Annotated in this window: 14 protein-coding genes and 5 pseudogenes; 5 read left to right on the forward strand and 14 right to left on the reverse strand. The window is 65.2% G+C overall.

All coding sequences use genetic code 11. The annotated features are described in order from the left end of the window. The first annotated feature begins 162 nt into the window (after positions 1-162). Positions 163-1,749: a DEAD/DEAH box helicase gene (locus AUC69_RS10315; RefSeq protein ID WP_069442082.1), complete on the forward strand. Its 1,587-nt coding sequence runs from the start codon at positions 163-165 to the stop codon at positions 1,747-1,749. Between the two features lie 68 nt (positions 1,750-1,817). On the opposite strand, the gene AUC69_RS10320 is transcribed toward AUC69_RS10315, so the two are convergent. From AUC69_RS10320 to AUC69_RS10350, 8 genes and pseudogenes are all read right to left on the reverse strand, one after another. Beyond that, positions 1,818-2,198, reverse strand: a complete 381-nt coding sequence (locus AUC69_RS10320) for a HesB/IscA family protein (protein ID WP_069442083.1) — start codon at positions 2,196-2,198, stop codon at positions 1,818-1,820. A 45-nt stretch (positions 2,199-2,243) separates the two neighbouring features. Further along, positions 2,244-2,591, reverse strand: a complete 348-nt coding sequence (locus tag AUC69_RS10325; protein ID WP_069442084.1) for an SUF system Fe-S cluster assembly protein — start codon at positions 2,589-2,591, stop codon at positions 2,244-2,246. Continuing rightward, positions 2,588-2,734, reverse strand: a complete 147-nt coding sequence (locus AUC69_RS17485; protein WP_158008082.1) for a hypothetical protein — start codon at positions 2,732-2,734, stop codon at positions 2,588-2,590. Before AUC69_RS17485 ends, AUC69_RS10325 begins: the two co-directional genes overlap by 4 nt. Positions 2,735-2,748: 14 nt before the next feature. Beyond that, positions 2,749-3,982 (reverse strand): annotated as a pseudogene (locus AUC69_RS10330) (cysteine desulfurase). Between the two features lie 56 nt (positions 3,983-4,038). Further along, complete coding sequence (gene sufD, locus AUC69_RS10335) at positions 4,039-5,391, reverse strand: Fe-S cluster assembly protein SufD (RefSeq protein WP_141700735.1); 1,353 nt, start codon at positions 5,389-5,391, stop codon at positions 4,039-4,041. 13 nt (positions 5,392-5,404) lie between these two features. Then, positions 5,405-6,160: a Fe-S cluster assembly ATPase SufC gene (gene sufC, locus AUC69_RS10340; protein ID WP_069442085.1), complete on the reverse strand. Its 756-nt coding sequence runs from the start codon at positions 6,158-6,160 to the stop codon at positions 5,405-5,407. 50 nt (positions 6,161-6,210) lie between these two features. Beyond that, the gene (sufB, locus tag AUC69_RS10345; protein ID WP_069442086.1) at positions 6,211-7,683 is read right to left on the reverse strand and encodes a Fe-S cluster assembly protein SufB; all 1,473 of its coding nucleotides are present in this window, start codon (positions 7,681-7,683) and stop codon (positions 6,211-6,213) included. 125 nt (positions 7,684-7,808) lie between these two features. Next, positions 7,809-8,870, reverse strand: coding sequence for a cysteine desulfurase family protein (locus AUC69_RS10350; protein WP_244500204.1), 1,062 nt, complete (start codon positions 8,868-8,870; stop codon positions 7,809-7,811). Between the two features lie 261 nt (positions 8,871-9,131). On the opposite strand from AUC69_RS10350, the pseudogene AUC69_RS10355 reads away from it, so the two are divergent. Continuing rightward, a pseudogene (locus AUC69_RS10355) lies at positions 9,132-9,799 on the forward strand (alpha/beta hydrolase). Between the two features lie 117 nt (positions 9,800-9,916). Further along, positions 9,917-11,169, forward strand: a pseudogene (tyrS, locus tag AUC69_RS10360) (tyrosine--tRNA ligase). A gap of 9 nt (positions 11,170-11,178) precedes the next feature. Here the strand turns inward: tyrS and AUC69_RS19880 are convergent. Both AUC69_RS19880 and AUC69_RS10375 read right to left on the reverse strand, forming a co-directional pair. After that, complete coding sequence (locus AUC69_RS19880; protein WP_069442087.1) at positions 11,179-11,490, reverse strand: AsmA-like C-terminal domain-containing protein; 312 nt, start codon at positions 11,488-11,490, stop codon at positions 11,179-11,181. Positions 11,491-12,409: 919 nt separating this feature from the next. After that, positions 12,410-14,749 carry a YhdP family protein gene (locus AUC69_RS10375; RefSeq protein ID WP_069442089.1) on the reverse strand — a complete coding sequence of 780 codons (2,340 nt, stop codon included), beginning with the start codon at positions 14,747-14,749 and terminating at the stop codon, positions 12,410-12,412. 615 nt (positions 14,750-15,364) lie between these two features. On the opposite strand from AUC69_RS10375, the gene AUC69_RS10380 reads away from it, so the two are divergent. After that, positions 15,365-15,928 carry a bactofilin family protein gene (locus tag AUC69_RS10380; protein ID WP_069442090.1) on the forward strand — a complete coding sequence of 188 codons (564 nt, stop codon included), beginning with the start codon at positions 15,365-15,367 and terminating at the stop codon, positions 15,926-15,928. Between the two features lie 76 nt (positions 15,929-16,004). On the opposite strand, the gene prfB is transcribed toward AUC69_RS10380, so the two are convergent. From prfB to AUC69_RS10395, 3 genes and pseudogenes are all read right to left on the reverse strand, one after another. Beyond that, positions 16,005-17,118, reverse strand: a protein-coding gene (gene prfB / locus AUC69_RS10385) for a peptide chain release factor 2 (protein ID WP_141700737.1) whose coding sequence is annotated in 2 segments (ribosomal slippage) — positions 16,005-17,048 and positions 17,050-17,118 — 1,113 coding nt in all. Because the reading frame shifts where the segments join, the coding sequence is not laid out codon by codon here. Between the two features lie 101 nt (positions 17,119-17,219). Further along, positions 17,220-19,892, reverse strand: a pseudogene (locus tag AUC69_RS16365) (penicillin-binding protein 1A). 134 nt (positions 19,893-20,026) lie between these two features. Further along, entirely contained in the window at positions 20,027-21,259 is a 1,233-nt protein-coding gene (locus AUC69_RS10395; RefSeq protein WP_244500205.1) for an N-acetylmuramoyl-L-alanine amidase, read from the reverse strand. A 623-nt stretch (positions 21,260-21,882) separates the two neighbouring features. Between AUC69_RS10395 and AUC69_RS10405 the strand changes: the two are divergent. Further along, positions 21,883-24,557, forward strand: a pseudogene (locus tag AUC69_RS10405) (Rne/Rng family ribonuclease). Positions 24,558-24,626: 69 nt separating this feature from the next. Here AUC69_RS10405 and AUC69_RS10410 read toward each other — a convergent pair. Then, positions 24,627-25,802 carry an aminotransferase class I/II-fold pyridoxal phosphate-dependent enzyme gene (locus tag AUC69_RS10410; protein WP_069442143.1) on the reverse strand — a complete coding sequence of 392 codons (1,176 nt, stop codon included), beginning with the start codon at positions 25,800-25,802 and terminating at the stop codon, positions 24,627-24,629. Positions 25,803-25,811 lie beyond the last annotated feature (9 nt).

The following is a 25,811-nucleotide window of genomic DNA, read 5'->3' on the forward strand; positions in this document are numbered from 1 at the left end:
ATGCGTCATGCCGCCTATTTGAATGCTAGCGAAAGACGGTCATCAGGCCGTAACGCTCCAGTGGTGTCTTGCGCAGAGACCACGAATCGTAGCAGCAAACCTTTGCGCCGAAAGAAAGAAGATGCGCGCCGCCCAAAGGCCGCGCGGTATTTTTGCTAACGCATGAGCTTTTCTGATCTTGGCCTAAGCCCCAAAGTTGTCTCCGCCGTCACTGCGGCTGGATTTGAGACCCCGACCCCAATTCAAGCCAATGCCATTCCCGTAGCGGTCATGGGCCGCGACGTGCTCGGCATTGCCCAGACCGGTACCGGCAAGACGGCATCCTTCGTGCTGCCCATGCTGACGCGGCTGGAACGCGGACGCGCCCGGGCGCGCATGCCGCGAACGCTGATCCTTGAGCCGACCCGCGAGCTCGCCGCCCAAGTGGCGGAGTCCTTCGAGCTCCTCGGCAAGAACCACAAGCTGACCATGGCGCTCCTCATCGGCGGCGTGTCCTATGTCGAACAGGACAAGAAGCTCGATCGCGGCGCCGATGTGGTGATCGCCACCCCGGGCCGCCTGCTCGATCATTTCGAGCGCGGCAAGCTGCTGTTGAACGCGATCGAGATTCTCGTGGTCGACGAAGCCGACCGCATGCTCGACATGGGTTTCATTCCCGACATCGAGCGCATCTGCAAGAAACTCCCCTTCACCCGCCAGACCCTGTTCTTCTCGGCGACGATGCCGCCGGAAATCCAGCGCCTCGCCGACAATTTCCTGCACAACCCCGAACGTATCGAAGTCTCCCCGCCGGCCACCGCCGCAACGACCATCGTGCAGCGCCTGAAGAAGGCTCCTGACGATCCGGCCGGCAAGCGGCTGGCCTTACGGGAGCTGATGCAAGAGGTGGACGTCAGAAACGCCATCATCTTCTGCAATCGCAAGAAAGATGTCGGTGTCGTGTTCCGGTCGTTGCAGCGGCACGGGTTTAATGTCGGGGCGCTCCATGGCGACCTCGACCAGCGCGAACGTACGGCGACCCTGGACGCCTTCCGCAACGGCACGATCGCCTTCCTCGCGGCCAGCGACGTGGCGGCGCGCGGGCTCGATATTCCCGACGTGAGCCACATCTTCAATTACGACGTGCCGGTCCATCCGGAAGACTATGTCCACCGCATCGGCCGCACGGGCCGGGCGGGACGCGAAGGCTTCGCCGCCATGCTGGTGACGCCGAAAGACACCAAGGCGCTCAAGGCCATCGAGAAGATGTTGGGCCAGGAGATTGCCTGGGTCGACGGCCCCCCTACCCAGGAAGAGCGGGCGCAAGCCGAGAGTTCCGAGCGAAGCGATGGACGGCGCCGGCGCGGTGGCCGTTCGCGGCGCTCAAAGGACGCAGGCCCCAAGGATACAGGCAAGGACACAGGCCCCAAGCACACGAGCGCCAGAGGCGCCCCTGCCGAGGCGGCGAGCCCCAATGGCGCCGACAAGCCGGTGATGGCGCAAGCCGAGGCTCCCAAGCCGAAAGAGGCCGCCGCCAAGCCCCAAAGCGCCGAGCAAGACTCCGGCAATGGCCGTCAGGCCAAGCCCCGCGCCAAGGCGCGGGACGACGAGCGCCGGGAGGGCGGCCGCGATCGGGGTAAGCAAGGCGAGCGCAAGCAAGGCCGGGGCGGCCAGGACCGGTCTCAGGACCGGAATAAGGGTTCGCAACAGGCGCGCGGCATGGGCGACCATGTCCCGGCCTTCATGATGCGCCCGGTGCGGGTGCCGTAGGGCTCCCACGCTTCTGAGCGCCCGAGGGCGCTCAACCTTCTCCCAACGATAATTCAGCTGTCTGGAAACTACTCGGCGGGCTCGGCCGCTTGTCCGCCTGCGGGCGTCAGCATCACCGACTCGCCACAGCCGCAGGCGCTCGTCTGGTTCGGGTTGTTGAACACGAAGCCAGAATGCATGCGGTCCGCCTGATAATCCATCTCGGTGCCGAGCAGGAACATCACCGCCGTCGGATCGATCAGGAGCTTGACCCCCTTATCCTCGACCACCTCGTCATGGGGGCCGCGGCTCTCGGCATATTCCATGGTGTATTCCATGCCGGCGCAGCCGCCATTCTTCACGCCGATCCGCACGCCCTCGATTTCCCGGCCGGAGGCGGCGGAAAGCTTGCGAATCCGCTCCGCGGCGGCGGCGGTCAGGCGCATCACTTGGGGTCGGGGCGTGGTCATGGCTACAAGTTGGGTTGATTTGACGGTTTGTTCAAGAGCTTGGCTCTAGAACATATTGAGCTCGAGGCGGGCCTCGTCGGACATGCGCGACATGTCCCAGGGCGGATCGAACACCAGATTGACCTTCACCTGGCCCACGCCGGGCACCGCGCTGACGGCGTTCTCCACCCCACCGGGCATCTCGCCCGCCACCGGACAGCCGGGCGCCGTGAGCGTCATGACCACGTCGATATTGCGGTCGTCGTCGACATCGATCTTGTAGATGAGGCCGAGTTCGTAGATGTCGACCGGAATTTCAGGGTCGAACACGGTCTTCAGCGCCGACACGAGATCAGAATGAAGCTGCTCAAGCTCCTCCGGCGGAATGGACGACGGCGCACTCTCCACGATCATCCCGGGCGTTGGCGACGCGCCAGGCTCGCCAGGGTCCGCGCCTCGGCGGCTGACTGCACCTCGCCCGGCACGGACTGGGCGATCCCCGGCGACATCTCGTCGGGCGTCTCCGCCGTCTCGTTTCTCTGAGTCTTTTCAATCATGTCAGTCACCGAGTTTAAGCGAACATCTCACGGGTCTTGCGCAGTGCGTCCACGAGCCGGTCGATTTCCTCGAAGCTATTATACATGGCGAATGAGGCACGGCATGTCGAGGTTACGCCAAAGCGGGCCAGCAGAGGCTCGCAGCAATGGGTGCCGGCGCGCACCGCGACGCCGTGCCGGTCGAGAATTGTGCTCACATCGTGAGCATGGGCGCCCTCCACCTCGAAGGAGATGATGCTGCCCTTGTCCTTGGCCCGGCCGAAAATCCGCAACCAATTCAACTCGCCGAGGCGCTCCATGGCATAGGCCAGCAGCGCATCCTCATGAGCCTTGATGGCCTCGCGGCCGATGCCTTCGACATAGTCGATCGCCGCGCCGAGCCCGATGGCCTGGACGATGGCCGGCGTCCCCGCCTCGAAGCGGTGCGGCGGTTTGCCGTAGGTCACCTCGTCGGTGGTGACATAGCCGATCATCTCGCCCCCGCCCTGATACGGCGGCATGGCCTCCAGCAGCGCCTTCTTGCCGTAGAGCACGCCGATGCCAGTCGGACCATAAAGCTTGTGGCCGGTGAAGACGTAGAAATCGCAATCGAGGTCCTGCACGTCGACGGGCATGTGCACCGCGCCTTGGGCGCCGTCGATGAGCACGGGGATGCCGTGGGCATGGGCGATGCGCACGATCTCCTTCACCGGCACGATCGTGCCCAGCACGTTCGACATCTGGGTGACGGCGATCATTTTGGTGCGCGGCGTGATCAGCTTCTCGAACTCGTCGAGCAGGAAGTCGCCGTCGTCGGAGACCGGCGCCCATTTCAGTACCGCGCCTTGCCGCTCGCGGATGAAATGCCAAGGCACGATGTTGGAGTGGTGCTCCATGATGGTGAGCAGGATCTCGTCGCCGGCGCCGATGCGCGGGCGCCCGAACGACGAGGCCACGAGATTGATCGCCTCGGTGGCGTTGCGGGTGAAGACGATCTCCTCGTCCGACCGCGCGTGAGAAAGCCCCTCACCGTCTCGCGCGCCTTCTCGAAATTGGCGGTGGCGAGATTCGACAGATGGTGGAGCCCGCGATGGACGTTGGCGTATTCGTGGCCGTAAGCGTTGCTGACGGCATCGATCACGCTTTGCGGCTTTTGCGCCGAGGCGCCGTTGCGAGATAGGTCAGCGGTTTGCCGTGGACCGTCTCGGCCAGAATGGGAAAGTCGGCGCGGATAGCGTCGAGGTCGAACGGCGCATCGACGGCGCGGATGTCTTGGCCGCTTTGGTGTTGACCGGTGGCGTAATGATGGTCATCGGCCCTCCCCGTCAGCCGGCCTCGACGCCGAGCCAAGCGGCTGACGCGGCGTTGAACGCCTCACGCAAGGCTTCGTCGTCGACGACCTCGAAGGCCTCGCCGACAAAGGCCTGAATAAGCATGGCGCGCGCTTCCGGCTCGGGCAGGCCACGCGATTCCAGATAGAACAGCAGATCCTCGTCGATCTGGCCGGAGGTGGCGCCGTGGCCGCAGACCACGTCGTCGGCGAAGATCTCAAGCTCGGGCTTGGAATCGAACTCCGCCGTCTCGGACAGCAGCAGCGCCTGAGCCATCTGCTTGCCGTCGGTCTTCTGCGCATCCGGCGAGACGATGACCTTGCCCTGGAAGATGCCGCGCGCCTCGTCGTCGAGGACCACCTTGAACAATTCACGGCTGTCGCAGGCCGGCACGCGATGCTCGACCACCAGGGTGGTGTCGCAGTGCTGGCGGTCGCGGCCGAGGCACGCACCGGAAATGTCCGCCGAGGACCCCTCACCGTTGAAGGCCACATAGACCTGATTGCGGGCGAGCGCGGCGCCGGTCGAAAGCTGGAAGCCGTTATAGCGGGCATCCGCTCCGAGGGCCGCGAGCCACACATTGAGGTGAATCGTTTCAGGGGCTTCGCGCTGGATCTTGATGTGATTAATCGCGGCCTTGTCGCCAATCTTGATCTCGGTGACGGCGTTGCGCTGGAGCCCCGTCATGCCGAGGCTGCCATAGCTCTCGAGCACCGTGGCCGAGGCGCCCGCCTCCGCGGCGATGACATTGCGGGTGAAGGTGGACGCCGCCTCGCCGGTGCCGTCGAGATGGACGAGATGGATGGGCTTGCCAAGCGTCAGGCCCTCGGGCAAGCGCAAAGCCACGCCGCCGGTCATCAGTGCGGTGTTGAGCGCCAGCACGGCGTCGTCCTCACGCGGATTGACCTGTCCCAAGGCGGCCTTCAGCCATTCCGGCGGCATCTCCAGCAGATGGGACAGCGAGCTGACCTCGACGCCGGCCTCGCGGAGCCCCGACATGTCCGATAGATCGACGCGCAATTCGCCTTCGACGATGACGATGCGGTAGGCGGGGAACGCCGCGATCGCGCTGCCCAGCGCGGCTTCGAGCGCTTCGTCGCTCACGGGGATGCCCAGCGCGGTGACGAGCGGATGGACCTCGTCGATCCGCGCGCGCAGATCGGTGTATTTCCACGCCTCGATACGGCGATGGGGCAGCCCCAGACGGCCATAGGCCTTGATGGCGTCGGCGCGCAGCGCCGCGACAAACGGGTTGCCCGCGCCGGGAAGCGCCTTCTCGGCCTTGGTGTAAAGGTCGAGATAATCCTGCTCGGCCTTGCTGCGGAACTGTTGGACGGACAAGTCCATGAATTAAGTCTCCCTACGCGGCCGTGGCTTCGCCGCCAAATTCGGCGTAGCCGGTCTTCTCGAGCTCGAGCGCCAGCTCGGGCCCGCCGGAGCGCGCCACGCGGCCCTTGGACAGCACATGCACCTTGTCGGGTACGATGTAGTCGAGGAGCCGCTGATAATGGGTGATGACGAGCATCGAACGCTCTTTGCTGCGAAGCGCGTTGACGCCGTCGGCGACGATGCGCAGGGCATCGATATCGAGCCCGGAATCGGTCTCGTCGAGCACGCAGAGCGACGGCTCAAGCAGCGCCATCTGCAGGATCTCGTTGCGCTTCTTCTCGCCGCCGGAAAAGCCGACATTGAGCGGACGGCGCAGCATCTCGGCGTCGATCTTCAGGCCCTTGGCCTTCTCTTTCACCAAGCGCATGAAGTCCGGGGTCGACAGCTCGTCCTCGCCGCGGGCTTTGCGCACCGCGTTCACGGCGCTGCGCAGGAAGGTCATGGTGGCGACGCCGGGAATCTCCATCGGATATTGGAAGGCGAGGAAGACGCCGGTGGCGGCGCGCGCCGACGGGTCTAGGTCGAGCAGGTCCTTGCCGTTCCAGGTGATGGAGCCTTCGGTCACTTCGTAGTCCTCCTTGCCGGCGAGCACATAGGCAAGGGTCGACTTGCCGGAGCCGTTCGGGCCCATGATGGCGTGCACCTCGCCCGTGGGCAAAGTGAGGTCGAGGCCTTTCAGGATCTCGCGGCCGTCGACATTGGCGTGGAGGTTTTTGATCTCAAGCATCTAGTCCGTCTTTCTAACTCTTTGGCATCAGAGTCTGTTCTGTTGCGTTCCTAGCCGACCGAGCCCTCGAGGCTGATCGAGATGAGTTTCTGGGTCTCCGCCATGAACTCCATGGGGAGCTGCTGAAGCACGTCGCGGACGAAGCCGTTGACGATGAGCGCCACCGCCTCCTCCTCCGACAGGCCGCGGCTCAGGCAATAGAACAGCTGGTCGTCGGAGATCTTCGAGGTGGTCGCTTCGTGCTCGAAGGTCGCGCTCGCATTCTTGGCCTCGATATAGGGCACGGTATGGGCGCCGCATTTGTCGCCGATGAGCAACGAGTCGCAGACCGTGAAGTTCCGCGCGTTGGTCGCCTTGCGATGAGCCGAGACGAGCCCGCGATAGGTGTTGTTGGAGCGGCCGGCGGCGATGCCTTTGGAGATGATGCGGCTCGACGTATCCTTGCCCAGATGGATCATCTTGGTGCCGCTATCGACCTGCTGATAGCCGTTGGAGATGGCGATCGAGTAGAACTCGCCGCGTGAGCCGTTGCCGCGCAAGATGCAGGACGGGTATTTCCAGGTGATGGCCGAGCCGGTCTCGACTTGCGTCCAGGAGATCTTGGAGCGGTCGCCGCGGCAATCGCCGCGCTTGGTGACGAAGTTATAGATGCCGCCCTTGCCGTTCTTGTCGCCCGGATACCAGTTCTGCACCGTGGAGTATTTGATCTCGGCGTCCTCTAGGGCCACGAGCTCGACCACGGCGGCATGGAGCTGGTTCTCGTCGCGCATGGGTGCGGTGCAGCCTTCGAGATAGCTCACGTAGGAGCCCTTGTCGGCGATGATGAGCGTGCGCTCGAACTGTCCGGTCTGCTCGGCATTGATGCGGAAATAGGTGGAGAGCTCCATGGGGCAGCGCACCCCTTCCGGCACGTAGACGAAGGAGCCGTCGGAGAACACCGCAGAGTTGAGCGTGGCGTAGAAGTTGTCGGTGGCCGGCACGACCGAGCCCAGATATTTCTGCACCAGGTCGGGGTGGTTCTTCACCGCCTCGGAGATCGAGCAGAAGATCACGCCCGCCTTGGACAGCTCCTCCTTGAAGGTGGTGACCACCGAGACGCTGTCGAACACGGCGTCGACGGCGACGCGCGGCGCGCCTTTGACGCCCGCGAGTACCTCCTGCTCCTTCAGCGGGATGCCGAGCTTCGCATAAGTGGCAAGGAGCTCGGGATCGACCTCGGCGAGGCTCTTCGGTCCCTCGGTGCTCTTCGGCGCCGAGTAGTAGTAGAGATCCTGAAAATCGATCTTCGGGTAGTGAACGTTGGCCCACTCCGGCTCCTGCATGGTCTGCCAGCGCCGGAACGCTTCCAGCCGCCACTTGAGCAGCCATTCGGGCTCGTGCTTCTTGGCCGAGATGAAGCGGACGATGTCCTCGTTCAGACCCTTGGGGGCCTTGACCGATTCAATGTCGGTGAAGAAGCCGTATTTATACTGATCGACGTCGATCTCTTTGACGCGTTCGACCGTTTCCTGCACTGCCGCCATTACTGCTGCTCCAAATTCTCTTTCGTTTGCGACTAGTTAAGCCGCTTCCTTCGCGCTCTGCTTGAGCCGCTTGATCACGTCACCGAAGGCGCTGAGATATCTCTGGATATCGGTATTCTCGCTGCCTATTCCAAGCTTATCCGGATGGCGCCCTCGGCCAATTCAGGCGCCACGCCCATGGCCGCGAGCACATGGGAAACCTCGACCTTGCCCGACGAGCAGGCGGACCCGGCGCTCACCGCGATGCCCGCCAGATCGAGAGCGATCACCAGCGTCTCCGACTTCGCGCCCGGCACGGCGATGCAGGCCGTGTTCGGCAGGCGCCGCACATTGCCTGAGAACACCACCGCATCCTCGGCGATGGCCCGCACACCCTCTTCCAGCGCATCCCTGAGCTTGGCGATCTCGTCCATCTTGGCGAGGTCGGCCGCGGCCAGTTCCGCCGCTACGCCGAAGCCAATGATGCCGGGAACGTTCTCCGTGCCGGCCCGGCGCCGGCCTTCCTGACCGCCGCCCTTGATGAGTGGCTCGACGGTGACGCCTTCGGCGAGAACAAGCGCGCCGGCCCCTTTCGGTCCGCCCATCTTGTGAGCCGACAGGCTCACCATGTCGGCGCCCAGTTCGGCCATGTCGAGCGGCACCCGGCCCGCCGCCTGAATGGCGTCGCAATGGAGCAGCCCACCGGCGTCGTGCACGATCTTGGCGGCTTCCGCCACGGGCTGAATGGCGCCCGTCTCATTATTGGCCGCCATCAAGGAGACGATCGGCCGCCAGCCGCCGGGCTTATGCTTCTCGAGCTTCCGCGCGAGGACCGCGAGATCGGCGATGCCGTCCGGCGTCACGGGGATGATGGTCGTGGTCTCGGGATGGAACCGGCCGCCCGAGAGCACCGAGGGGTGCTCAATCGCCGACAGGTAGCAGTGCCAGGAGGCGTCGCCCGACAGGGCGGCAAGCGCCAGCGCGTTGGCTTCGGTGCCGCCGCTGGTGAAAATCACATTCGCGGGGCTCGCGCCGACCAGCTTGGCGACCTTGGCTCTGGCATCCTCGATGGCCGCGCGGGCCGCGCGGCCCTCCTCATGCACGGAGGACGGATTGCCGTGCAGGCCGAGCGCCGCCGTGACCGCGTCGCGCACTTCCGAGCGCAAAGGCGCCGTCGCGTTATAATCAAGATAGGAGCGCTGGTTCATGCTGTGCCAAGCTCGCGGCCAAACGCCGCCGGTTAACGCTTGCACGAGCCCCCGTCGCCCGTGCTATGAAGCGCGGCCTAACAAATGCACCGCTCCAAGCGCCCAGCTGATTTGGAACGGCCTTGTTTGGAACAATTCTAATCTCTTGTTTGTATAGGATTCCGAGGCGGCAGAGTCAAGTTTTGCGGCGCCCAATCACACGCCCCATATACAAGCACGCATCCCCATCAGCGCGTTAACGCATCTCGAGGCCAGTAGTTCATGCCTGAAGTCAATATCAGCGGCCCCAGCGGTCGAATCGAAGCCCGCTATCATCATGAGGCCTCTCCGAATTCGCCGGTCGCCTGATCCTGCATCCGCACCCGCAATTCGGCGGGACGATGAATAATCAGGTCGTGTATCATCTGTACTACGCTTTCCAGAAGCGTGGATTTTCGGTGCTGCGCTTCAATTTCCGCGGCGTCGGGCGCAGCGAGGGGCTGTTCGACAACGGCCCGGGCGAGCTGGCGGACGCGGCCACGGCGCTCGACTGGCTGCAGGCCTATAACGCCGATGCGCCGTCCTGCTGGATCGCCGGAGTGTCCTTCGGCGCCTGGATCGCCATGCAGCTCCTGATGCGCCGCCCCGAGGTCGAAGGCTTCATCTCCGTGGCCCCGCCGGCCAATCTCTATGACTTCACCTTCCTGGCCCCCTGCCCGTCCTCCGGGCTGATGGTCAACGGCGCGAAAGATCGAGTCGTGCCAACCGAATCCGTGCGCGGGCTTGTGGATCGTCTCAAGACGCAGAAGGGCATCGTCATCGACCACCAGACCGTGCCCGACGCGAACCACTTCTTCGAGGATCGCATGGAAGGCCTCATGGACGTGGTCGACGGCTATCTCGACAAGCGTCTCGGCAAGCTGAAGAAGCGCAAGGACACGGCCGCCTAAGGGCCGCCTTCCCTTCGGCCCCGTGCGCCGTCCTGGACTGGCGGGTTTGGTATTCGTCCCGCAAACCTGCTAGAGGCTCTGGCCAACGCCAGTCAGACGAGAAGCGGCCAATCCGCCATGAGCACCGTCAAATCGGACCTGCTGCACGAGCTCACCACGCGCGGCTTCATCCATCAATGCACCGACGAGGCGGGCCTCGACAAGCTCGCGCGCGGCGAGACCATCACCGGCTATATTGGCTTCGACTGCACGGCGCCGAGCCTGCATGTGGGCAACCTGGTCGGCATCATGCTGCTGCGCAAGCTGCAGCAGACGGGCCACCGCCCGATCGTGCTGATCGGGGGCGGCACCACCAAGGTCGGCGATCCGTCCGGCAAGGACGAGTCCCGCAAGCTCCTCACGGACGCGGAGATCGGCGCCAATATCGCCGGCATCGAGACGGTGTTCTCCAAGTTCTTGAGCTTTGGCCATGGGACGCGTGACGCGATCATGGTCAACAATGCCGACTGGCTCGGCGCGCTGAACTACATCGACTTCCTGCGCGACTATGGGCGCCATTTCAGCGTCAACCGCATGATGAGCCAGGACTCCGTCAAGCTCAGGCTCGACCGCGAACAGAATTTGAGCTTCATCGAGTTCAACTACATGGTGCTGCAGGCCTACGACTTCGTGGAGCTTTACCGGCGCGAAGGCTGCCGCTTGCAGATGGGCGGCTCGGATCAGTGGGGCAATATCGTGAGCGGCATCGAGCTCGGCCGGCGCACCGAGAGCGCCGAGCTGTTCGGCCTCACCTCGCCGCTCCTCACGACCGCCTCGGGCGCCAAGATGGGCAAGACCGCGGCGGGCGCGGTGTGGCTCAACCCCGACATGCTCTCCCCTTACGACTATTGGCAGTTCTGGCGGAATGCCGAGGACGCCGACGTGCCGCGCTTCCTCAAGCTCTTCACCGAGCTGCCGCTGGGAGAGATCGGCAAGCTCGCCGCGCTCGAGGGCGCCGAGCTGAACGAGGCCAAGAAGATCCTCGCCACCGAGGCCACGGCACTCGTGCATGGGCGCGATGCGGCGGACCGCGCGGCGGCAACGGCGCGGACCACGTTCGAGCAGGGGCAGACCTCCGCCAACCTGCCGAGCATCGAGGTGGCGCGCGGCGACCTCGAAAAGGGATTGGGCGTGCTCAACGCGGCGGTGCTGGCGGGCTTCGTGAAGTCGACCGGCGAAGCGCGGCGTCAGGTCAAGGGCGGCGGCATCAAGGTCAACGACGCGGCCGCACCGACGAGCGGCAGTCGCTCACTTTGACTGACCTGACCGACGAAGGCGTGATCAAGCTGTCGCTGGGCAAGAAGCGCCACGCGCTCATCCGTCCCGTCTAGATCTTCCGTCTACCTGACGTTCTGGAACGGCCTGATGCGCTCGTTCTTCTGTGCCGCGGCCGCGGCGCCCGGATCCGGCACGGTGCCGGTGAAGTCGAAGATCTGCCGGAAGATGCCCGGCGCCATCACCGACATGGGATTGACGAGCACCGTGGGGTCGTCGAGCTTGCCTTTAATGGCGAAGGTGATGCCCACCACGCCCTCGCCTTGGCGGCCCACCAGGATCTTGCCGAGAATAGGCACGGCGCCGAGCGCCGAGTTCAGGCCGTAGAGCGGAACGTAGGTGCCGCCGAGATCGACCGTCTGCGATTTGAAGTCCACCGTGCCGCGCAAGGTGGCGCCGAGCGCCGGACCGTTGATATAGGCGTCGCGCAGACGGAACTTGCCGGCGCGACGGAGAAGGGCGCGCGCAGGCGCTTGAACACGATGCTCGACTTGACCATCTGCTGCTTCTGCTCGCCGAGGACGGCGGCGGCGCTCGGGTCGGTGAGGACGTCGGCCACAACGGGATCGCCCTCCACCTCGAAGTCGCGCGCCCATAGGGTCCCGGACTTCGTCCCCGGCCCGCCGGCATCCATGTTCACTTGCAGCGAGGCATCCCCGCCCTTGATGCTGCGATAGAAGCCGACCAAGCGGAACGCCGCGCCGGCGTCATGCGCCTCGGCCTTGAGGATTCGGGCGCCGTTCTTATTTTGCAGCTCGACGGCGGCCACTTCCCTGCCGTTCAGCAGGCCCTTGGCATCGAGGGCGATCAGCCGGCCATCGCGCTTCTTGAGCATGACATCCACATTCGTCGCCGTGGTATCGTAGAAGCCGACGACGCGTCCGATCTTGGCGGTGAAATCGATGCCGAAGGGCTGCGCCGGCTCCGTCGATCCGTCCTCGACAAGCTGGCCCGCCGAGAACAAAGAGCGGAAGAATTGCTGACCGTCATAGCTCGGACCTTCGGCGTGGACCTCGAGCACCTGATCGTCGCGGACCTCCGCGGTGATCTCGACATGGGTCTGGGGGCTCACCGAGAAATCCGAGAAGTAGAACTTCTTGAGGTGCTGATCGGCGTCGAGAGAGATCTGACCGTCGACGGCGATATCGTCACCGACGATCTTGAAATTCTGCAAGTCGGTCGAGCCGTCCTCGTGCTTGGCCACGTCGAAGCTCACCTGCGCCGCCTTTCCGGTCGGCTTGGTCCACCCCATGCTGCCGAAGAGTAGCTGCGCGTTGGTCAGGTCGGCTTCCATGCTCATGGACTGCGTGGCCTGTCCCAAGCCCGTGACCGACAGCGTAAGGGGTGTCGGCCCCTTGACCAGATGGTTGACCTTGATCCCGAGCTTGTCGCGCAAGGCTTCGTCGAGCGTGGCGGAGACCCTGACGGGCGGCTGCTGGCCGGCGGGCGCGTAGAAGACCCGCTGCCAGTAGATCTCGGCGGGCACTTCCTTGATCTTGATCTCGCCCTTGGCGGTGACGCCCTCGTCGGAGAGCTCGACGTCGAGCGCGCCGCCGTCGATGTCCATGTCGCCCACGAGGTTCGAGGCGATGGCGTCGTTGAGACGCGCCAACCACTCATCTTGATCTCCTTGAAATCGAGATCGTTCTTGAGCGGCATCGACAAGGTGAACTCTCCCACGGCGGAGCCACCGAGGAAGTCCGGCTTCATGCCGACGGCGCTAATATAGCCCAGCGGCTCGTGATCGAGGAGTTGCATGACCGTCGGCGTGGGCGCGGCCGCCTTGTAGGTGATGACGCCCTGCTGCGGATCCTCGCGCAGGTCGGGGATGTAGAAGCGCCCTTCACTGAGCGTAATCTCTTGTCCGGCGGCGGGGACGATCTTGCCCTGGGGAATGTCGACCATGAACTCCGTGCCCACCACGGTGAGCTTGGCGTCGCCCGTGATCACCGGCGGCAGGCCTTCCACGTAGACGATGCTCATGCCGGAGAAGTTCAACTCGACATCGACCGCGCCTTCGGGCGCCGCGGCCCCCTGCTCGATCTCGGCGATGGCGCCGGCCGGCAGCGACACGTTGAACTTGCCGCCGACCACTTGGCCGCCCGATACGCGCTCGAGCACCCACTCGCGTGCCTTGCCGGCGAGAAATTTGGGCCAGAAGCGCTTCAGGGTTTCGACCGGCATCGGGCTCACCTTGCCGGCCAGCTTGACCGCGGGCGAACCGGGCGCGTCCACCACGCTGCCGGACATGACGATCGAGGCGTCCCCGGCGCGAATGACGAAGCGGGACAGCGTCATGGTGCCTTCCTTGGACGAGAGGCTTCCCTTGGCGGTCCATTCGTCGATCTTGAGGGGGGCGAGACCGAACTCGGCGATCCCCAGAGCCGCATCGTTCGCCTTCAAGGAAAAGTCCCAAGAGACCGCCTTGCCCTTGTCGTCGCGCACGGGGCGGAACTCGCCGCTGAAGGTGGCCCGGCTCTTGCCCCAGCGCAGCGTCGAGGGGGCGATCTCGACCACGTCGCTCTCTTTCAGATAGCGCACCGTGAAGTCGCCGTGGTCGATCCGCACGGGCGTATCGCGATCCCAAGGTGGGGTGATCGGACCCGGCGCCAGCCTGAGCCGCGCCTCACCCGACAGGAACTCGCCCGAATCGTCCAACTCGACATTGGTCTCGCCATCGACCGCCATGTCGAGCGCGCGGAGGATGCCGATCGTGGGGAAGTTGCCGGCAATGCCCGCCGGCACCAGATTCTCGATCAGCGCGGTGATCAACAGACTGTTGCGCCTGGCGCGTTGCTCGGTACGAACCTCGAGCTGCCAGTCGCCCTTGCTGGAGGCGACATTGGCTTCGCCCACGAGGATGCTGCGGTTGTCGCGATGCTCCAGATCTATGGCGAAGTCCGGCACCTGCCATAAAGTCTGCGCGCCGTCCTGGTTGAGGACGACGATCGCATTCTTGAAACCGAACCGCGTCAGGTAGGACGTGTCGCCGCGGCGGGCGCGGTCGAAGACCTCGGTCACCGTCTTGTTCAAATCGAATTTGCGTCCGCCGGCGCCGATCGGCAGCTCGGGCCGCTCGGCACTGACCGCCTCCGGCGGCTCGGCCGCGACTTCGGGGGCGCCGTCCGCCGGCAGCGCGCCGCGGATCAACACATCACCGTCCGTATTGGACGGCCGGGTGAAGGCCAAGGCCAGGCCTTGGTCGGCCGTGTAAGACAGCAAGAGGCGCGGGCCGATGAAGTCGACGCTGCCCGGCGCCAACCGCCCCGACAGCAGTCCCGCGCCGCTCATGCCGATGGCGGCAAGCGGCGCTTGGGCGACGATCGAACCGTCCTTGTCGAGGAGACGAATGTTGCGGAGGCGGAACAACACGCCCGGCCCGTCGGCGCTGCGCTGGAGAACCGCGTCGTCGATCTTCACGCGCAGGTCCGAAAGCTGATCGTTGATCGCCGCCTCGATGGGCGGGACGAGAGCGGGGAGAGAGATCGGGCCGTTGGCGAGACGCCCATAGCCAAAGACGATGGCAATGAGCCCAACCACGAGCACGCCGGCGAAAATCTCGCGGCAGACATGGGCGCTGCGCGAAGAGAGCTTGGCGCAGCTCGATCTGACCGGCGCGGAACCCGCTTCACCCACTCCCGGCCGCGCGCGGGCAAGGCGCGGATCGCCTTGCCGCCCTCGGCGGTCAGCTTCAGCCAGGTCCCTGCGATCGGTTCGTCCATTCAGTCACAGGCCCCCAAATTTCGGCCGAGCGCCCGATCGCGCCCTCCACCAGGGGCCTACACGAGCAGACTTGTGCTACGACCGGCCCGCCATCGCACGACGACACAGCGCTGCCCGGTCCGCTCATGGTCTCTTGCCGGCAACCCCCCAAGGCGTACCCTCAACATCTCGCCCGTGCCTCGTTACCACGGCCCGGAACGAGAGGCTAAGGTCTCGTGCCATATGAGGCAGGAAAATCGGCTAAAGGAAGGCGATTCCAACCCTTTCAGGCATCGCCGGTCCCCTTCAGGGAGGCCTAGGGGAGGTCTCCCCCCGCAGGCAGGAGAAGCCCCATGACAAGGTTGGGGCGAGGCGATATTGTCACGGGCAGGAGTTGGGTGCTGGGTATTGGTCTTTGGTCGGGCAACTCCGCGACAATCCAGATCTAGGCGGCTCTAAGCCTGCTGTGCTGTCTCAATGTCGCGGGACCTGGTGCCGAGTACGTTTTTGCGCTTTGCGTCACTCGTTTGAATGGGGAGGTACCCAGTTATGTTCACGAAAAAGCCTGAGCCTGGTGAGAGCGTCACCAAGATGGGAGAGCGGCCGAGCGCCGCGCCCGAGCCCAAGTCATCGCCGTTCACCGAGCGGCCCGCCACATTCGGCAAGGGGCCAACGCCGAGCGCCAGTTCCAGCTCCAGCAAGATGGTCCCCTCGATCATCGGCGAGGACCTGACGATCACCGGCAACGTCACCTCGAAGGGCGAGATCCAGGTCGACGGCGAGATCCAGGGCGACATTCATTGCGGCTCCCTGCTGCTCGGCGACACCTCGCAGGTCATGGGCTCGGTCATCGCCGAGGACGTCGTGGTGCGCGGCCGCGTGGTCGGCTCCGTCCGCGGCCTCCGGGTCACCTTGCAGGCTCAGTCCCACGTGGAAGGCGATATCTTCCATCAAAGCCTCGCCATCGAACAAGGCGCTTATTTCGAGGGGAAGTCGCGCCGGTCCGACGATCCGATGGCCGACATCAAGGCGCCGGAAAGGCCCGCCCCGCGCTCCGACAAGCCGAGCGATTCCGGCGGGGGAAATCCGTTCTCGAGCCGCGCCGCCGAGTAGCCGGCACGCCGAACGGGGATTTTCAGCGAATGGATTGCGGGGCCTAGGCACAATGCCTAGGCCTTCGCCTTGGCGTTTAGGCTTTGGCGTCAGCGTGGATGCGCTCGGCGAGCGCGGCCTCGATGAACGCATCGATATCGCCATCGAGCACGGCGCTCGGATTGGTGCTTTCGACGCCCGTCCGCAAATCCTTCACCAGCTGATAGGGCTGCAGCACATACGACCGGATCTGGTGGCCCCAGCCGATCTCCGACTTGGTGGCGGCGGTCGCCAGCGCCTCTTCCTCGCGCCGTTTGAGTTCCGGCTCGTAGAGGCGCGCGCGCAACATGGCCCAGGCGGTGGCGCGGTTCTTATGCTGGGAGCGCTCGTTCTGGCACTGCACGACAATGCCGGTTGGCACATGGGTGATGCGTACCGCGCTGTCGGTGGTATTGACGTGCTGACCGCCGGCGCCTGAGGCGCGATAGGTATCGATGCGGAGATCCTTCTCGTCGATCTCGATCTCGATGGCGTCGTCGATGGCGGGATAGATCCACACCGAGGCGAAGCTCGTGTGCCGCCTGGCGTTGGAATCGAATGGCGAGATGCGCACCAGCCGGTGCACGCCCGACTCGGTCTTGAGCCAGCCATAGGCATTGAGACCCTTGACGAGGATGGTGGCCGACTTGATGCCCGCCTCCTCGCCGTAATGCTCGCCGATGAGCTCGACCTTGTACTTGCGGCCTTCCGCCCAGCGCATATACATGCGCTGCAGCATCTGCGCCCAATCCTGACTCTCGGTGCCGCCGGCGCCGGCGTGAATCTCGATATAGGCGTCGTTGGCATCCGCCTCGCCGGACAGCAGCGCCTCCACCTCGCGGGTATGGGCCTCCTTGCCGAGCTTGCGTAGGGCGGCTTCCGCCTCGGCGACGATGCTCTCGTCGCCCTCCTCCTCGCCAAGGGCGACGAGGGTCAGATTGTCATCGAGGTCGGCGGTGATGCGGTAGAAGGCGCCGAGGGCTGCTTCGAGCTGCTGGCGCTCACGCATGAGGCCCTGGGCGCGTGCCGCATCGTTCCAGAAATCGGGCGCCTCCGCCTCGCGGTCGAGCTCGGTCAGCCGCGCCTTTGCCTGATCGGGGTCAAAGATACCTCCGGAGCAGGGACAGGGATTCTCTGATCTCGTTGACGACCGTTTCAGTCTCGGCGCGCATTCGTTGCCTCGGCTTGGCTAGGGGACTCGTAGGAATTCATCGGGCGACGAGCCACGTCGAGGCGGGAAACCCGCCTCGGCCCGGCGCCTCATCTCTTGGTTTTAGTAGAGGCCGCCGGTGCCGGATGTCAAAGCCCGGTCATTGCCCGGCGGCGGCTGATATTGGCCCTGTGGGGGATACTGTCCCTGCGGCGGAAACTGTCCTTGCGGCGGATACTGTCCTTGCGGCGGATACTCGCCAGCCGGCCCGGCCTGGGCACCGTCCGGATATTCGGGGAAGTCCTCGCCAGGAATCCCCTCCTCGCCCTCGACCGCGACAGCGGCGGCGCCATCGGGGACCTGAGAGGGCTTGAAGGCTTCCATGATCACGCCCTGGTCGCCGCGGCGCGCCGGCAGTCCGGTCTTGTGGTTGACGCGCACCAGCATGGCGCCGGGCGGCGCCCGGAACGGCACCGGCGGCACGTCCTTCAGTGCCGCGGCGAAGAAGTCGCGGACGATCGGCGCGGCCACGCCACCGCCGGTCGCGCTGCGGCCCATGTTCCTCGGCTGATCGAAGCGACATAGCGCCGACGACGAGGTCGGGCGTGTAGCCGATGAACCAGGCATCCTTGTAGTCGTTGGTGGTGCCGGTCTTGCCGGCGATCGGGCGCTTCAACACGGTGAGCTTGCGGGCGGTGCCACTCTGCACGACACCTTCCATGATCCCCACCATCTGGAAGGCCGAGATCGGATCGACGATCTGCTTGCGGTCGTCGACCAGCTCCGGCTCCGCCTGACCGGTCCACTCCCGCGCGCCGCACTGGCCGCAGTCGCGGCCGTCATGACGCCAAACGGTGCGCCCGTAGCGATCCTGAATGCGGTCGATAAAGGTCGCGTCGACCTTCTTGCCGCCATTGGCGATGATGGAATAGGCGTTGACCATGCGGATCAGCGTGGTCTCGCCGGCGCCAAGCGACATGGACAGCGCCGGCATCAGATTGTCGTAGACACCGAAGCGGCGCGCATACTCGGCGATGATGGGCATGCCCATGTCGCGCGCGAGCCGCACCGTCATCAGGTTGCGCGACTTCTCGATGCCGTAACGCAGCGTCGAGGGGCCAGCCCCGCCGCCCGAATAGTTCTTCGGGCACCATTGCGGCATGCCCTTGCCCTGACTGACACAGATGGCGCCGTCGACGATGATGCTGGACGGCGTGTAGCCGTTATCCAGCGCCGTGAGATAGATGATCGGCTTGAACGAGGAGCCGGGCTGCCGGCGCGCCTGGGTGGCGCGATCGAACTGACTTTGCGCAAAGCTGAAGCCGCCGACGATGGCGAGCACGCGGCCGGTATGCGGATCCATGGCGACCAGCGCACCACTCACCTCGGGCGGCTGCTGCAACGACCACTGACCCGCGACGATCTCCTCGGACTCCGGTTCGCCCTCCTTGGCCTTCGCTAAGACCGGCGCGACGTAAACCACATCGCCCGGCTTCAGCACGGCGGAGACGGAGCCGGGCGTGCCGCCGAGGCCCCTCTTGAGCTTTGGACGCGCCCATTTCACTTCCGAATAGGGAATGACGCCGGTCTCACGTTCCTCGACCAGCTTGCCGGATTTGTTGCGGGTCGGACGCAAGCCGATCGTGGCCTGGTCCTTGGAGACCTCGAGCACCACGGCAAGCCGCCACGGCTCGATGTCGCTCCACACGGGCACGCCGGCCAGCGTCTTGCCCCAGTCGCCGGACGGGTCGATCGTCTTTTCACGCCGCGCCAACCGGTGTAGGTGCGGTCGTAACTGGTGAGCCCATGAACAAGGGCTTTGCGCGCCATGGCTTGGAGCTGCGGGTCGAGCGTGGTGCGGACCGACAGTCCGCCGCCATACAGCTTGTCCTCGCCGAAGCGGTCCAGAATCTCGCGGCGCACTTCCTCGGCGAAATATTCCGAGGCGAAGATCTTGGGGCCGTAGGTGCGCGCCTGGACGCCGAGGGACGAAGCCTTGGCCTCCTCGCCTTCCTCCGGCGTGGCGAAGCCGTTCTCGACGATGCGGTCGATCACCCAGTTCCGCCGCGCGATCGCGCGATCGGGATGGCGGAACGGATCGTAGTTGCTCGGCGCCTTGGGCAGCGTGGCGAGATAGGCCGCATCCGCGAGGGTGAGCTCGCTCAGCGCCTTGTCCCAGTAGGTCTGGGCCGCGGCAGCGACACCGTAGCGCGGCGCGAGATAGATCTCGTTGAGATAGAGCTCGAGGATCTGCTCCTTGGTGAAGGCGCGCTCGATGCGGATGGCGAGGATGGCTTCCTTCAGCTTCCGCTCGATGTTCTGGTCGTTGGTCAGCAGGAAGTTCTTGGCCACCTGCTGGGTGATGGTCGAGGCGCCGACCATGCGCCGGCCCGACTGAACCGCGCTCAGATTGGTCACCACGGCACGGATGATGCCCTGAATGTCGAGGCCGCCATGCTGGTAGAAATTCTTGTCCTCGGCCGAGATGAACGCCTCGATGAGGCGCTGGGGAATGGCCGTGATGGGAACGTAGATGCGCCGCTGGCGGGCGAACTCGGCGATCAGCCGGCCGTCATTGGCGTGGATGCGCGTCATCACCGGCGGCTCGTATTTGGCGAGCACCTCATAGTCCGGCAATTCCTGCGACACTTTCCACAGCACGAAGGCGGCGGCGCCGGCCACGGCGATGAACACGATCATGCTGGCGGCGAACATGAAGCCGAGAAAGCGAAAAAGGAATCCGCCGCGGCGGCGGCGCCGCTGCTTCGGCGGCTTGACTGGTGCCGTAATATCCATTGTTTTTACCCGTCCCGGCCCCGCTTTTCAGCCCGCGAGGCACCCGCGCCAACCCTAGCCAAGAATATGGCAACAACAAGCTGGAGTCGCCACGAATCGTGGCCCTCAGCGCCCTTCAGGGGTGATCGTTAAGATCAGTAGGGGCTGCGGGCAATACGCTTGGTGAAATAGCCGTCGACGGCAGCCGTGACGGAATCGCCCATGCGGTCGCGCCAAGCGGCCGAGGTGAGCAGCTTCTCGTCGTCGGGGTTGCTCAGGAAGCCCAGCTCCAAGAGCACCGAGGGTACGTCCGGGGCCTTAAGCACCCGGAATCCGGCCGATCTCAGACGCTTGGTATGCAGGGCGCTCTTGTTCTTTGGCGGCAAGCTCGCCGACGATCGACCTGGCGAATACCACCGACCGGTTCTGTGTCTCGCGCTGCGCCAGATCGATGAGGATGTTGGCCACCAGTTCGTCGGAATCGCTCGGCAGCTCGACGCCGGCGATGGCGTCGGAGAAGTTCTCCTTGGCGGCGAGCGCCCTCGCCTCCTCTCGGAGGCGCGCTCCGACAGGGTGTAGATCGTGGCCCCACGCGCATCGTCGATCCGGGCCGGAAAATAGTCGGCGTGGATCGACAGGAACAGCCCCGCTCCCTTCTTCTGGGCGATGGCCACGCGCTCCTTCAGCGGCAGGAAGGTATCGTCCTCGCGCGTCAGATGAACCTCGTAGCGGCCGGTGGCGACAAGCTTCTGTCTCAACTCCTTGGCGAATTGCAGCACGACCTCTTTCTCGGTCACGCCACTCTCGCTGCTCGTGCCGGGATCGACGCCGCCATGGCCGGGATCGAGGACGATGATGGGCTTGGCGTCGGCCGGGCGCGTCGGCGGTTCGGGGAACGGGACCGGCGTGCTCGCGGCGCTCGCCTGCTTCACCTCGCGGAGCTTGGTTTGGAATGTCGCCTCGTCGGTCGGGACGAGATCGATGACAAGGCGCGCCGGCTGATCGTCGCGCGCTTCGAGCACGAAGGACTTGTCGATGAGAAAAGGTCCGCTGACATCGATGACGATGCGGGACTTACCCGGCGCGAACAGGCCGTAGCGGTACGCGGTCACCAGGCCGCGCTGCTCCTTGCCGAGGCCGGGCGGCATCTGAAAGCTCACATCGGCGGCGTCGACGATGACCCGGTAGGGATTGCCGAGGGCGAAGACGTGGACGTCGACCTTCTTCGAGAGGTCGGCGATGAAGCGGGTGCGCTCGCGGTCGCCGGCGAGACGGGCGTCCTTAGCGACGGCCTCCTTGGCCGTGTCCTTGGCCTGAACGACCCCGGGTACCGCCAAGAGACCAAGCGCCGCGGCCCAAATCGGGATGCCCGCAATCACGGCACGCACAACTTGCATCGTTCCCCACATGCGTTTTGGTCCGCGCGGTCTCTTTTTTGGCGGGCGCATGACAGGACGAGCCCGGGTGACGATGCGCCAAAATCGGCCCTGAATCGGGCCCAATTGTTAACCACGCCTGGTTAAGCGACCGTTGTGACCCTTTGGCGGCACCCCCGCGAGACTTGCCAAATCTCTCGGCAAACCCGTAATAAGGGACAGACTCATTCTTCGAGTCCGAGCCCTGGACGCCAAGCGGCGATACGGGCGGAATTTGTTTTAGCGCGTCGGGCCTTATTGGAACGGTCTGGACGCAGAACGGCGGCGGCCAAGTGCGAAAATCGGCCGCCCAGGATGAAACTGCTGGCCGCGGCTGAAACGCGGCAAGTGAGAAAATGCGATGCAGAATCAGGCCAGTCAGCTAAGTCACGGGACTTCCCGGGCTTTTCCGACGCCTCTGATGACATGGCGGCCGCCGATGGCCGAACCCCGCAGCCGGTCAGCCCGGCTCACCGTGGGTCGTCGCGACGAATCATGGTCTATTGGATATTGGCGCGCGCGGGCCTCAGGCTTACGCCCGGCGAGGCGGTTTTTCATGCCGCCCTTCCCGGCCTGCGCGCCGGAGAAAACACAACATGCCAAACAAGATGTTAATCGATGCGGCGCATCCGGAGAACCCGGGTCGTCGTGGTAAAGGGCAATCGCGTCGAGGAGTTTGACTACGAATCCGCGAATAAGAAGCAGCTCAGAGGCAATATTTACCTTGCCAAAGTCACGCGCGTAGAGCCTTCGCTCCAGGCGGCTTTCGTCGACTACGGCGGCAATCGCCACGGCTTCTTGGCCTTCACTGAAATCCACCCCGACTATTACCAGATTCCGGTCGCCGACCGCCAGGCGTTGCTCGAGGAGGAAGCCGCGGAGCAAAGCCGCGCCTCCGCCGAGGAAGCCGCCGAGGACGATGCCGCCGCAGGACGCCGCCGCCGCAGAGGCCGCCGCGCCGCGGCCGGCCCGATGCGCGGAAAGACGCTCCGCCCCGGGCGGAGGCCGAGGCCGAGGCTGCTCCCGAGATGCCGGCCGTGGCGAAGTTTGAGCTCGACGACGAGGAAGAGATCGACACGACGCCGCGCGACGAGAGTTCGGACGTGGTCATGGAGGCGGCCGACCTCACCCACATGGTGTCCGAGCCGGCCGAGCATGGCGACGAGACCGAGGCGCATGACGAGGACGACGATCATGGTCACGACGACGACGACCATGATGAAGATGACGACCACGATCATGATGGCGATGACGAGCAGAACGGCGCGTCGCTGAAGGACGGCAACGGCGACAGCGTGGAGTCGGTCGGCTCCGAGGATGCACTGGAAGAATTGCCGGAGCGCACGCCGCGCCGCAGAGGCCGCCGGTCCTACAAGATCCAGGAGGTGATCCGGCGCCGCCAGATCATCCTCGTGCAGGTGGTGAAGGAAGAGCGCGGCAATAAAGGCGCCGCACTCACGACCTATCTGTCGCTCGCCGGCCGCTACACGGTGCTGATGCCCAACACGGCGCGGGGCGGCGGCATCTCGCGCAAGATCACCCAGCCCACCGACCGCAAGCGCTTGCGCGAAATCGCCGGCGAGCTCGAAGTGCCGGAAGGCATGGGCCTGATCATCCGCACGGCGGGCGCGCAGCGCACCAAGACCGAGATCAAGCGCGACTACGACTATCTCCTGCGGCTGTGGGAGACCGTGCGCGACCTGACGCTGGAATCGACGGCCCCTGCCCTCGTCTACGAGGAAGGCAGCCTGATCAAGCGATCGATCCGCGATCTCTACAACAAGGACATCGACGAGGTTCTGGTGGCGGGCGACGACGCCTACCGCGACGCCAAGGACTTCATGCGCATGCTCATGCCGAGCCATGCGAAGAACGTGAAGCCGTATAAAGAACCGGAGCCGATCTTCATCCGCTATCAGGTGGAGCGGCAACTGGCAGCGATGTTCTCGCCGCAGGTCACGCTCAAATCCGGCGGCTACATCGTCATCAATCAGACCGAAGCGCTCGTCTCCGTCGACGTGAACTCCGGCAAGGCGACCCGCGAGCACAATATCGAGGACACGGCGCTCAAGACCAATCTCGAGGCCTCCGAGGAGCTCGCCCGGCAGCTTCGTTTGCGCGACCTCGCCGGCCTGATCGTCATCGACTTCATCGACATGGACGAGCGGCGCAACAATCGTCTCGTCGAAAAGCGCTTGAAGGACTCGTTGCGCAATGACCGCGCGCGGATCCAGGTTGGACGCATCAGCCATTTCGGCTTGCTCGAAATGTCGCGCCAGCGCCTGCGCACCGGCATGCTGGAAGGCTCGACCACAGCCTGCCCGATCTGCCAGGGCACCGGCATCGTGCGCTCCGTGGAATCGGTGGCGCTCGACATCCTGCGCTCGATCGAGGACCGGTTGATCACCGACGGCGTGATGCCGCTCGCCGCCACCACGGCGGTTGAGGTCGCCCTGTACATCCTCAATCAGAAGCGGGCCCATCTGAAGGACATCGAGGCGCGCTATCAGGTGCCGATCACGGTGACCGCCGACAAGGAGATGCACATCTCCCAATATGTCATCGAGCGCGGCGCCGAAGGCGCCTTCATCAACGGCGACAGCGCCGTGGTGCAGATGGATTGGGCGCATCACCGCGAGGAAGGCACGGCGCCATCGGCTGAGCCCACGAGCGAAGGCGACGGCGAGCAAGCCAAGCGCCGCTCCCGCCGCCGCCGCAGGGCCGCCGTGGCGAAGGCGGCGCGGATGCCGAGCGGCCGAGCGTCTCGGCCCGCAACGACGACGCCGCCTCGCATGACGACGCGGCCCCCGAGGACATGGCGGAAGAGACCGGCGAAGCCGGTGCGGAGGCCAACGCGAGACGGTCGGCGAGACCCCGGCACGGCCGGTCGCCCCGTCGCAGAGGCCGCCGCGGCGGCCGGCGCGGCCGTTCCGGCCAGCGTCCGCAGACCGAGGCCGGCGCGGAAGGCGAACGCCAGGCCGAAGGCCATGGCGAGTCCGCCGAGGGGGCTGCGGCTGAGCCGTCGGCGCCTGACGAGGATCGTCCCGCGGCCCAGCCTGCGGAGCGGCCCAACGGCAAGGATCACGGACGCAAGCCCATCGCGGATGAGACCGCCGACGAAGCAGCGGCACCCGAACCGCGCGAGCCGGAGCCCGTGTTCAGCGTGGCGGCCGCGCGCGAGGAGCCATTGCCGGCACCGGCAACAAGCGCCGAAAGTGAAACCGCCGAGGAGCCCGCAAGCCGCCGTAGAGGCTGGTGGTCGCGCGGTTAGAACGCAAAGCCGAATTCAACGCTCAGTCAGAGGCGCGCCACGGCGCGCCTCTTTTATTTCGGCTTGAGTTCATTTCGGCTTGAGCCAAGCGCCGATCCGGCGGGCCGCTTCGCGCATGGCGTCTTCCGCCCCCGAATAGCAGAATCGCACATAGCGCCGCCCCCGCGCGGAATCGAAATCGATGCCCGGCGTCACGGCCACACCGCTCTCCCGCAACATCGTCTTGGCGAAGGCTTCGCTGTCGTCGGTGAAGCGGCTCACGTCGGCATAGAGATAGAACGCCCCGTCGGCCGGCAAGATCGCGTCGAGGCCCGCGCGCGGCAGTTCCTCGAGCAGCATGGTGCGGTTGCGCGCATAGCCCGCCTTGATCGCCTCGAGTTCCTCCAGACCATCGAAAGCGCCGAGTGCTGCGACTTGCGAAATGGCCGGCGGCGAGATGTAGAGATTCTGCGCCAGCCGCTCGATGGGACGCACGAGCGCCTCCGGCACCACGAGCCAGCCGATGCGCCAGCCGGTCATGCTGAAATATTTGGAGAAGCTGTTGACCACGATGGCCGCGTCGGAATGGTTCAGCGCGGTGTCGGCGGGCGCGTCGTATTCGAGGCCGTGATAGATCTCATCGGAGATGAGCCACAGGCCTTGCCGCCGGCAGGCCGCCGCGAGTTCGCCCAGCCGACCCCCCAGCGCCATCGTGCCGGTCGGATTGTTGGGGCTGGCGAGAAGCAGACCGGCCGCGTTCGCGGCGGCGAGACGGTCCACGTCGGCCGCGGTGGGCATCCACCGCCCTTCCGCCGAGGTCTCGATCAGACGGGGGCTCAAGCCCAGCGCCTTCACGATCTGGCGGTAGCAGGGATAGCCTGGCGACGGCAGGCCGAGGCCCGCGCCCGGCTCGAACACGGCGAGGAAGGCGAGCACGAAGCCGGCCGAGGAGCCCGCCGTGACCACGACACGCTCCGGCCCCACGGCGACGCCGTAACGCTCGCGCATGTACAAGGCGATGCGCTCGCGGAGCGCCGGCATGCCGAGCGCCTCGGTGTAGCCGAGCCGTTCGCGTTCGAGCGCCGTTCTCGCCCGCTCGCGCGCCGCCCGGCGCGCCGGCGTCGCCGGCTGGCCCACTTCCATATGGATGATGTCCTCGCCCGCCGCCTCGCGCGCGTTTGCCTCACCCATCACGTCCATGACGATGAACGGATCGATGGCGCGGCTCTCGGGGAGCGGCCGCGGCAGCCCGGGCAGATCAGGCATCTCGTTCAC

The sequence above is a fragment of the Methyloceanibacter superfactus genome (genome assembly GCF_001723305.1).
Taxonomy (GTDB): Bacteria; Pseudomonadota; Alphaproteobacteria; order Rhizobiales; family Methyloligellaceae; genus Methyloceanibacter; species Methyloceanibacter superfactus.

Bases quoted from the DNA above. Each gene is read 5' to 3' on its own strand.
- AUC69_RS10315 (WP_069442082.1), top strand. From the start codon at position 163: ATGAGCTTTTCTGATCTTGGCCTAAGCCCCAAAGTTGTCTCCGCCGTC.
- AUC69_RS10320 (WP_069442083.1), bottom strand. From the start codon at position 2,198: ATGACCACGCCCCGACCCCAAGTGATGCGCCTGACCGCCGCCGCCGCG.
- AUC69_RS10325 (WP_069442084.1), bottom strand. From the start codon at position 2,591: ATGATCGTGGAGAGTGCGCCGTCGTCCATTCCGCCGGAGGAGCTTGAG.
- AUC69_RS17485 (WP_158008082.1), bottom strand. From the start codon at position 2,734: ATGATTGAAAAGACTCAGAGAAACGAGACGGCGGAGACGCCCGACGAG.
- sufD (WP_141700735.1), bottom strand. From the start codon at position 5,391: ATGGACTTGTCCGTCCAACAGTTCCGCAGCAAGGCCGAGCAGGATTAT.
- sufC (WP_069442085.1), bottom strand. From the start codon at position 6,160: ATGCTTGAGATCAAAAACCTCCACGCCAATGTCGACGGCCGCGAGATC.
- sufB (WP_069442086.1), bottom strand. From the start codon at position 7,683: ATGGCGGCAGTGCAGGAAACGGTCGAACGCGTCAAAGAGATCGACGTC.
- AUC69_RS10350 (WP_244500204.1), bottom strand. From the start codon at position 8,870: ATGAACCAGCGCTCCTATCTTGATTATAACGCGACGGCGCCTTTGCGC.
- AUC69_RS10380 (WP_069442090.1), top strand. From the start codon at position 15,365: ATGTTCACGAAAAAGCCTGAGCCTGGTGAGAGCGTCACCAAGATGGGA.
- AUC69_RS10410 (WP_069442143.1), bottom strand. From the start codon at position 25,802: ATGCCTGATCTGCCCGGGCTGCCGCGGCCGCTCCCCGAGAGCCGCGCC.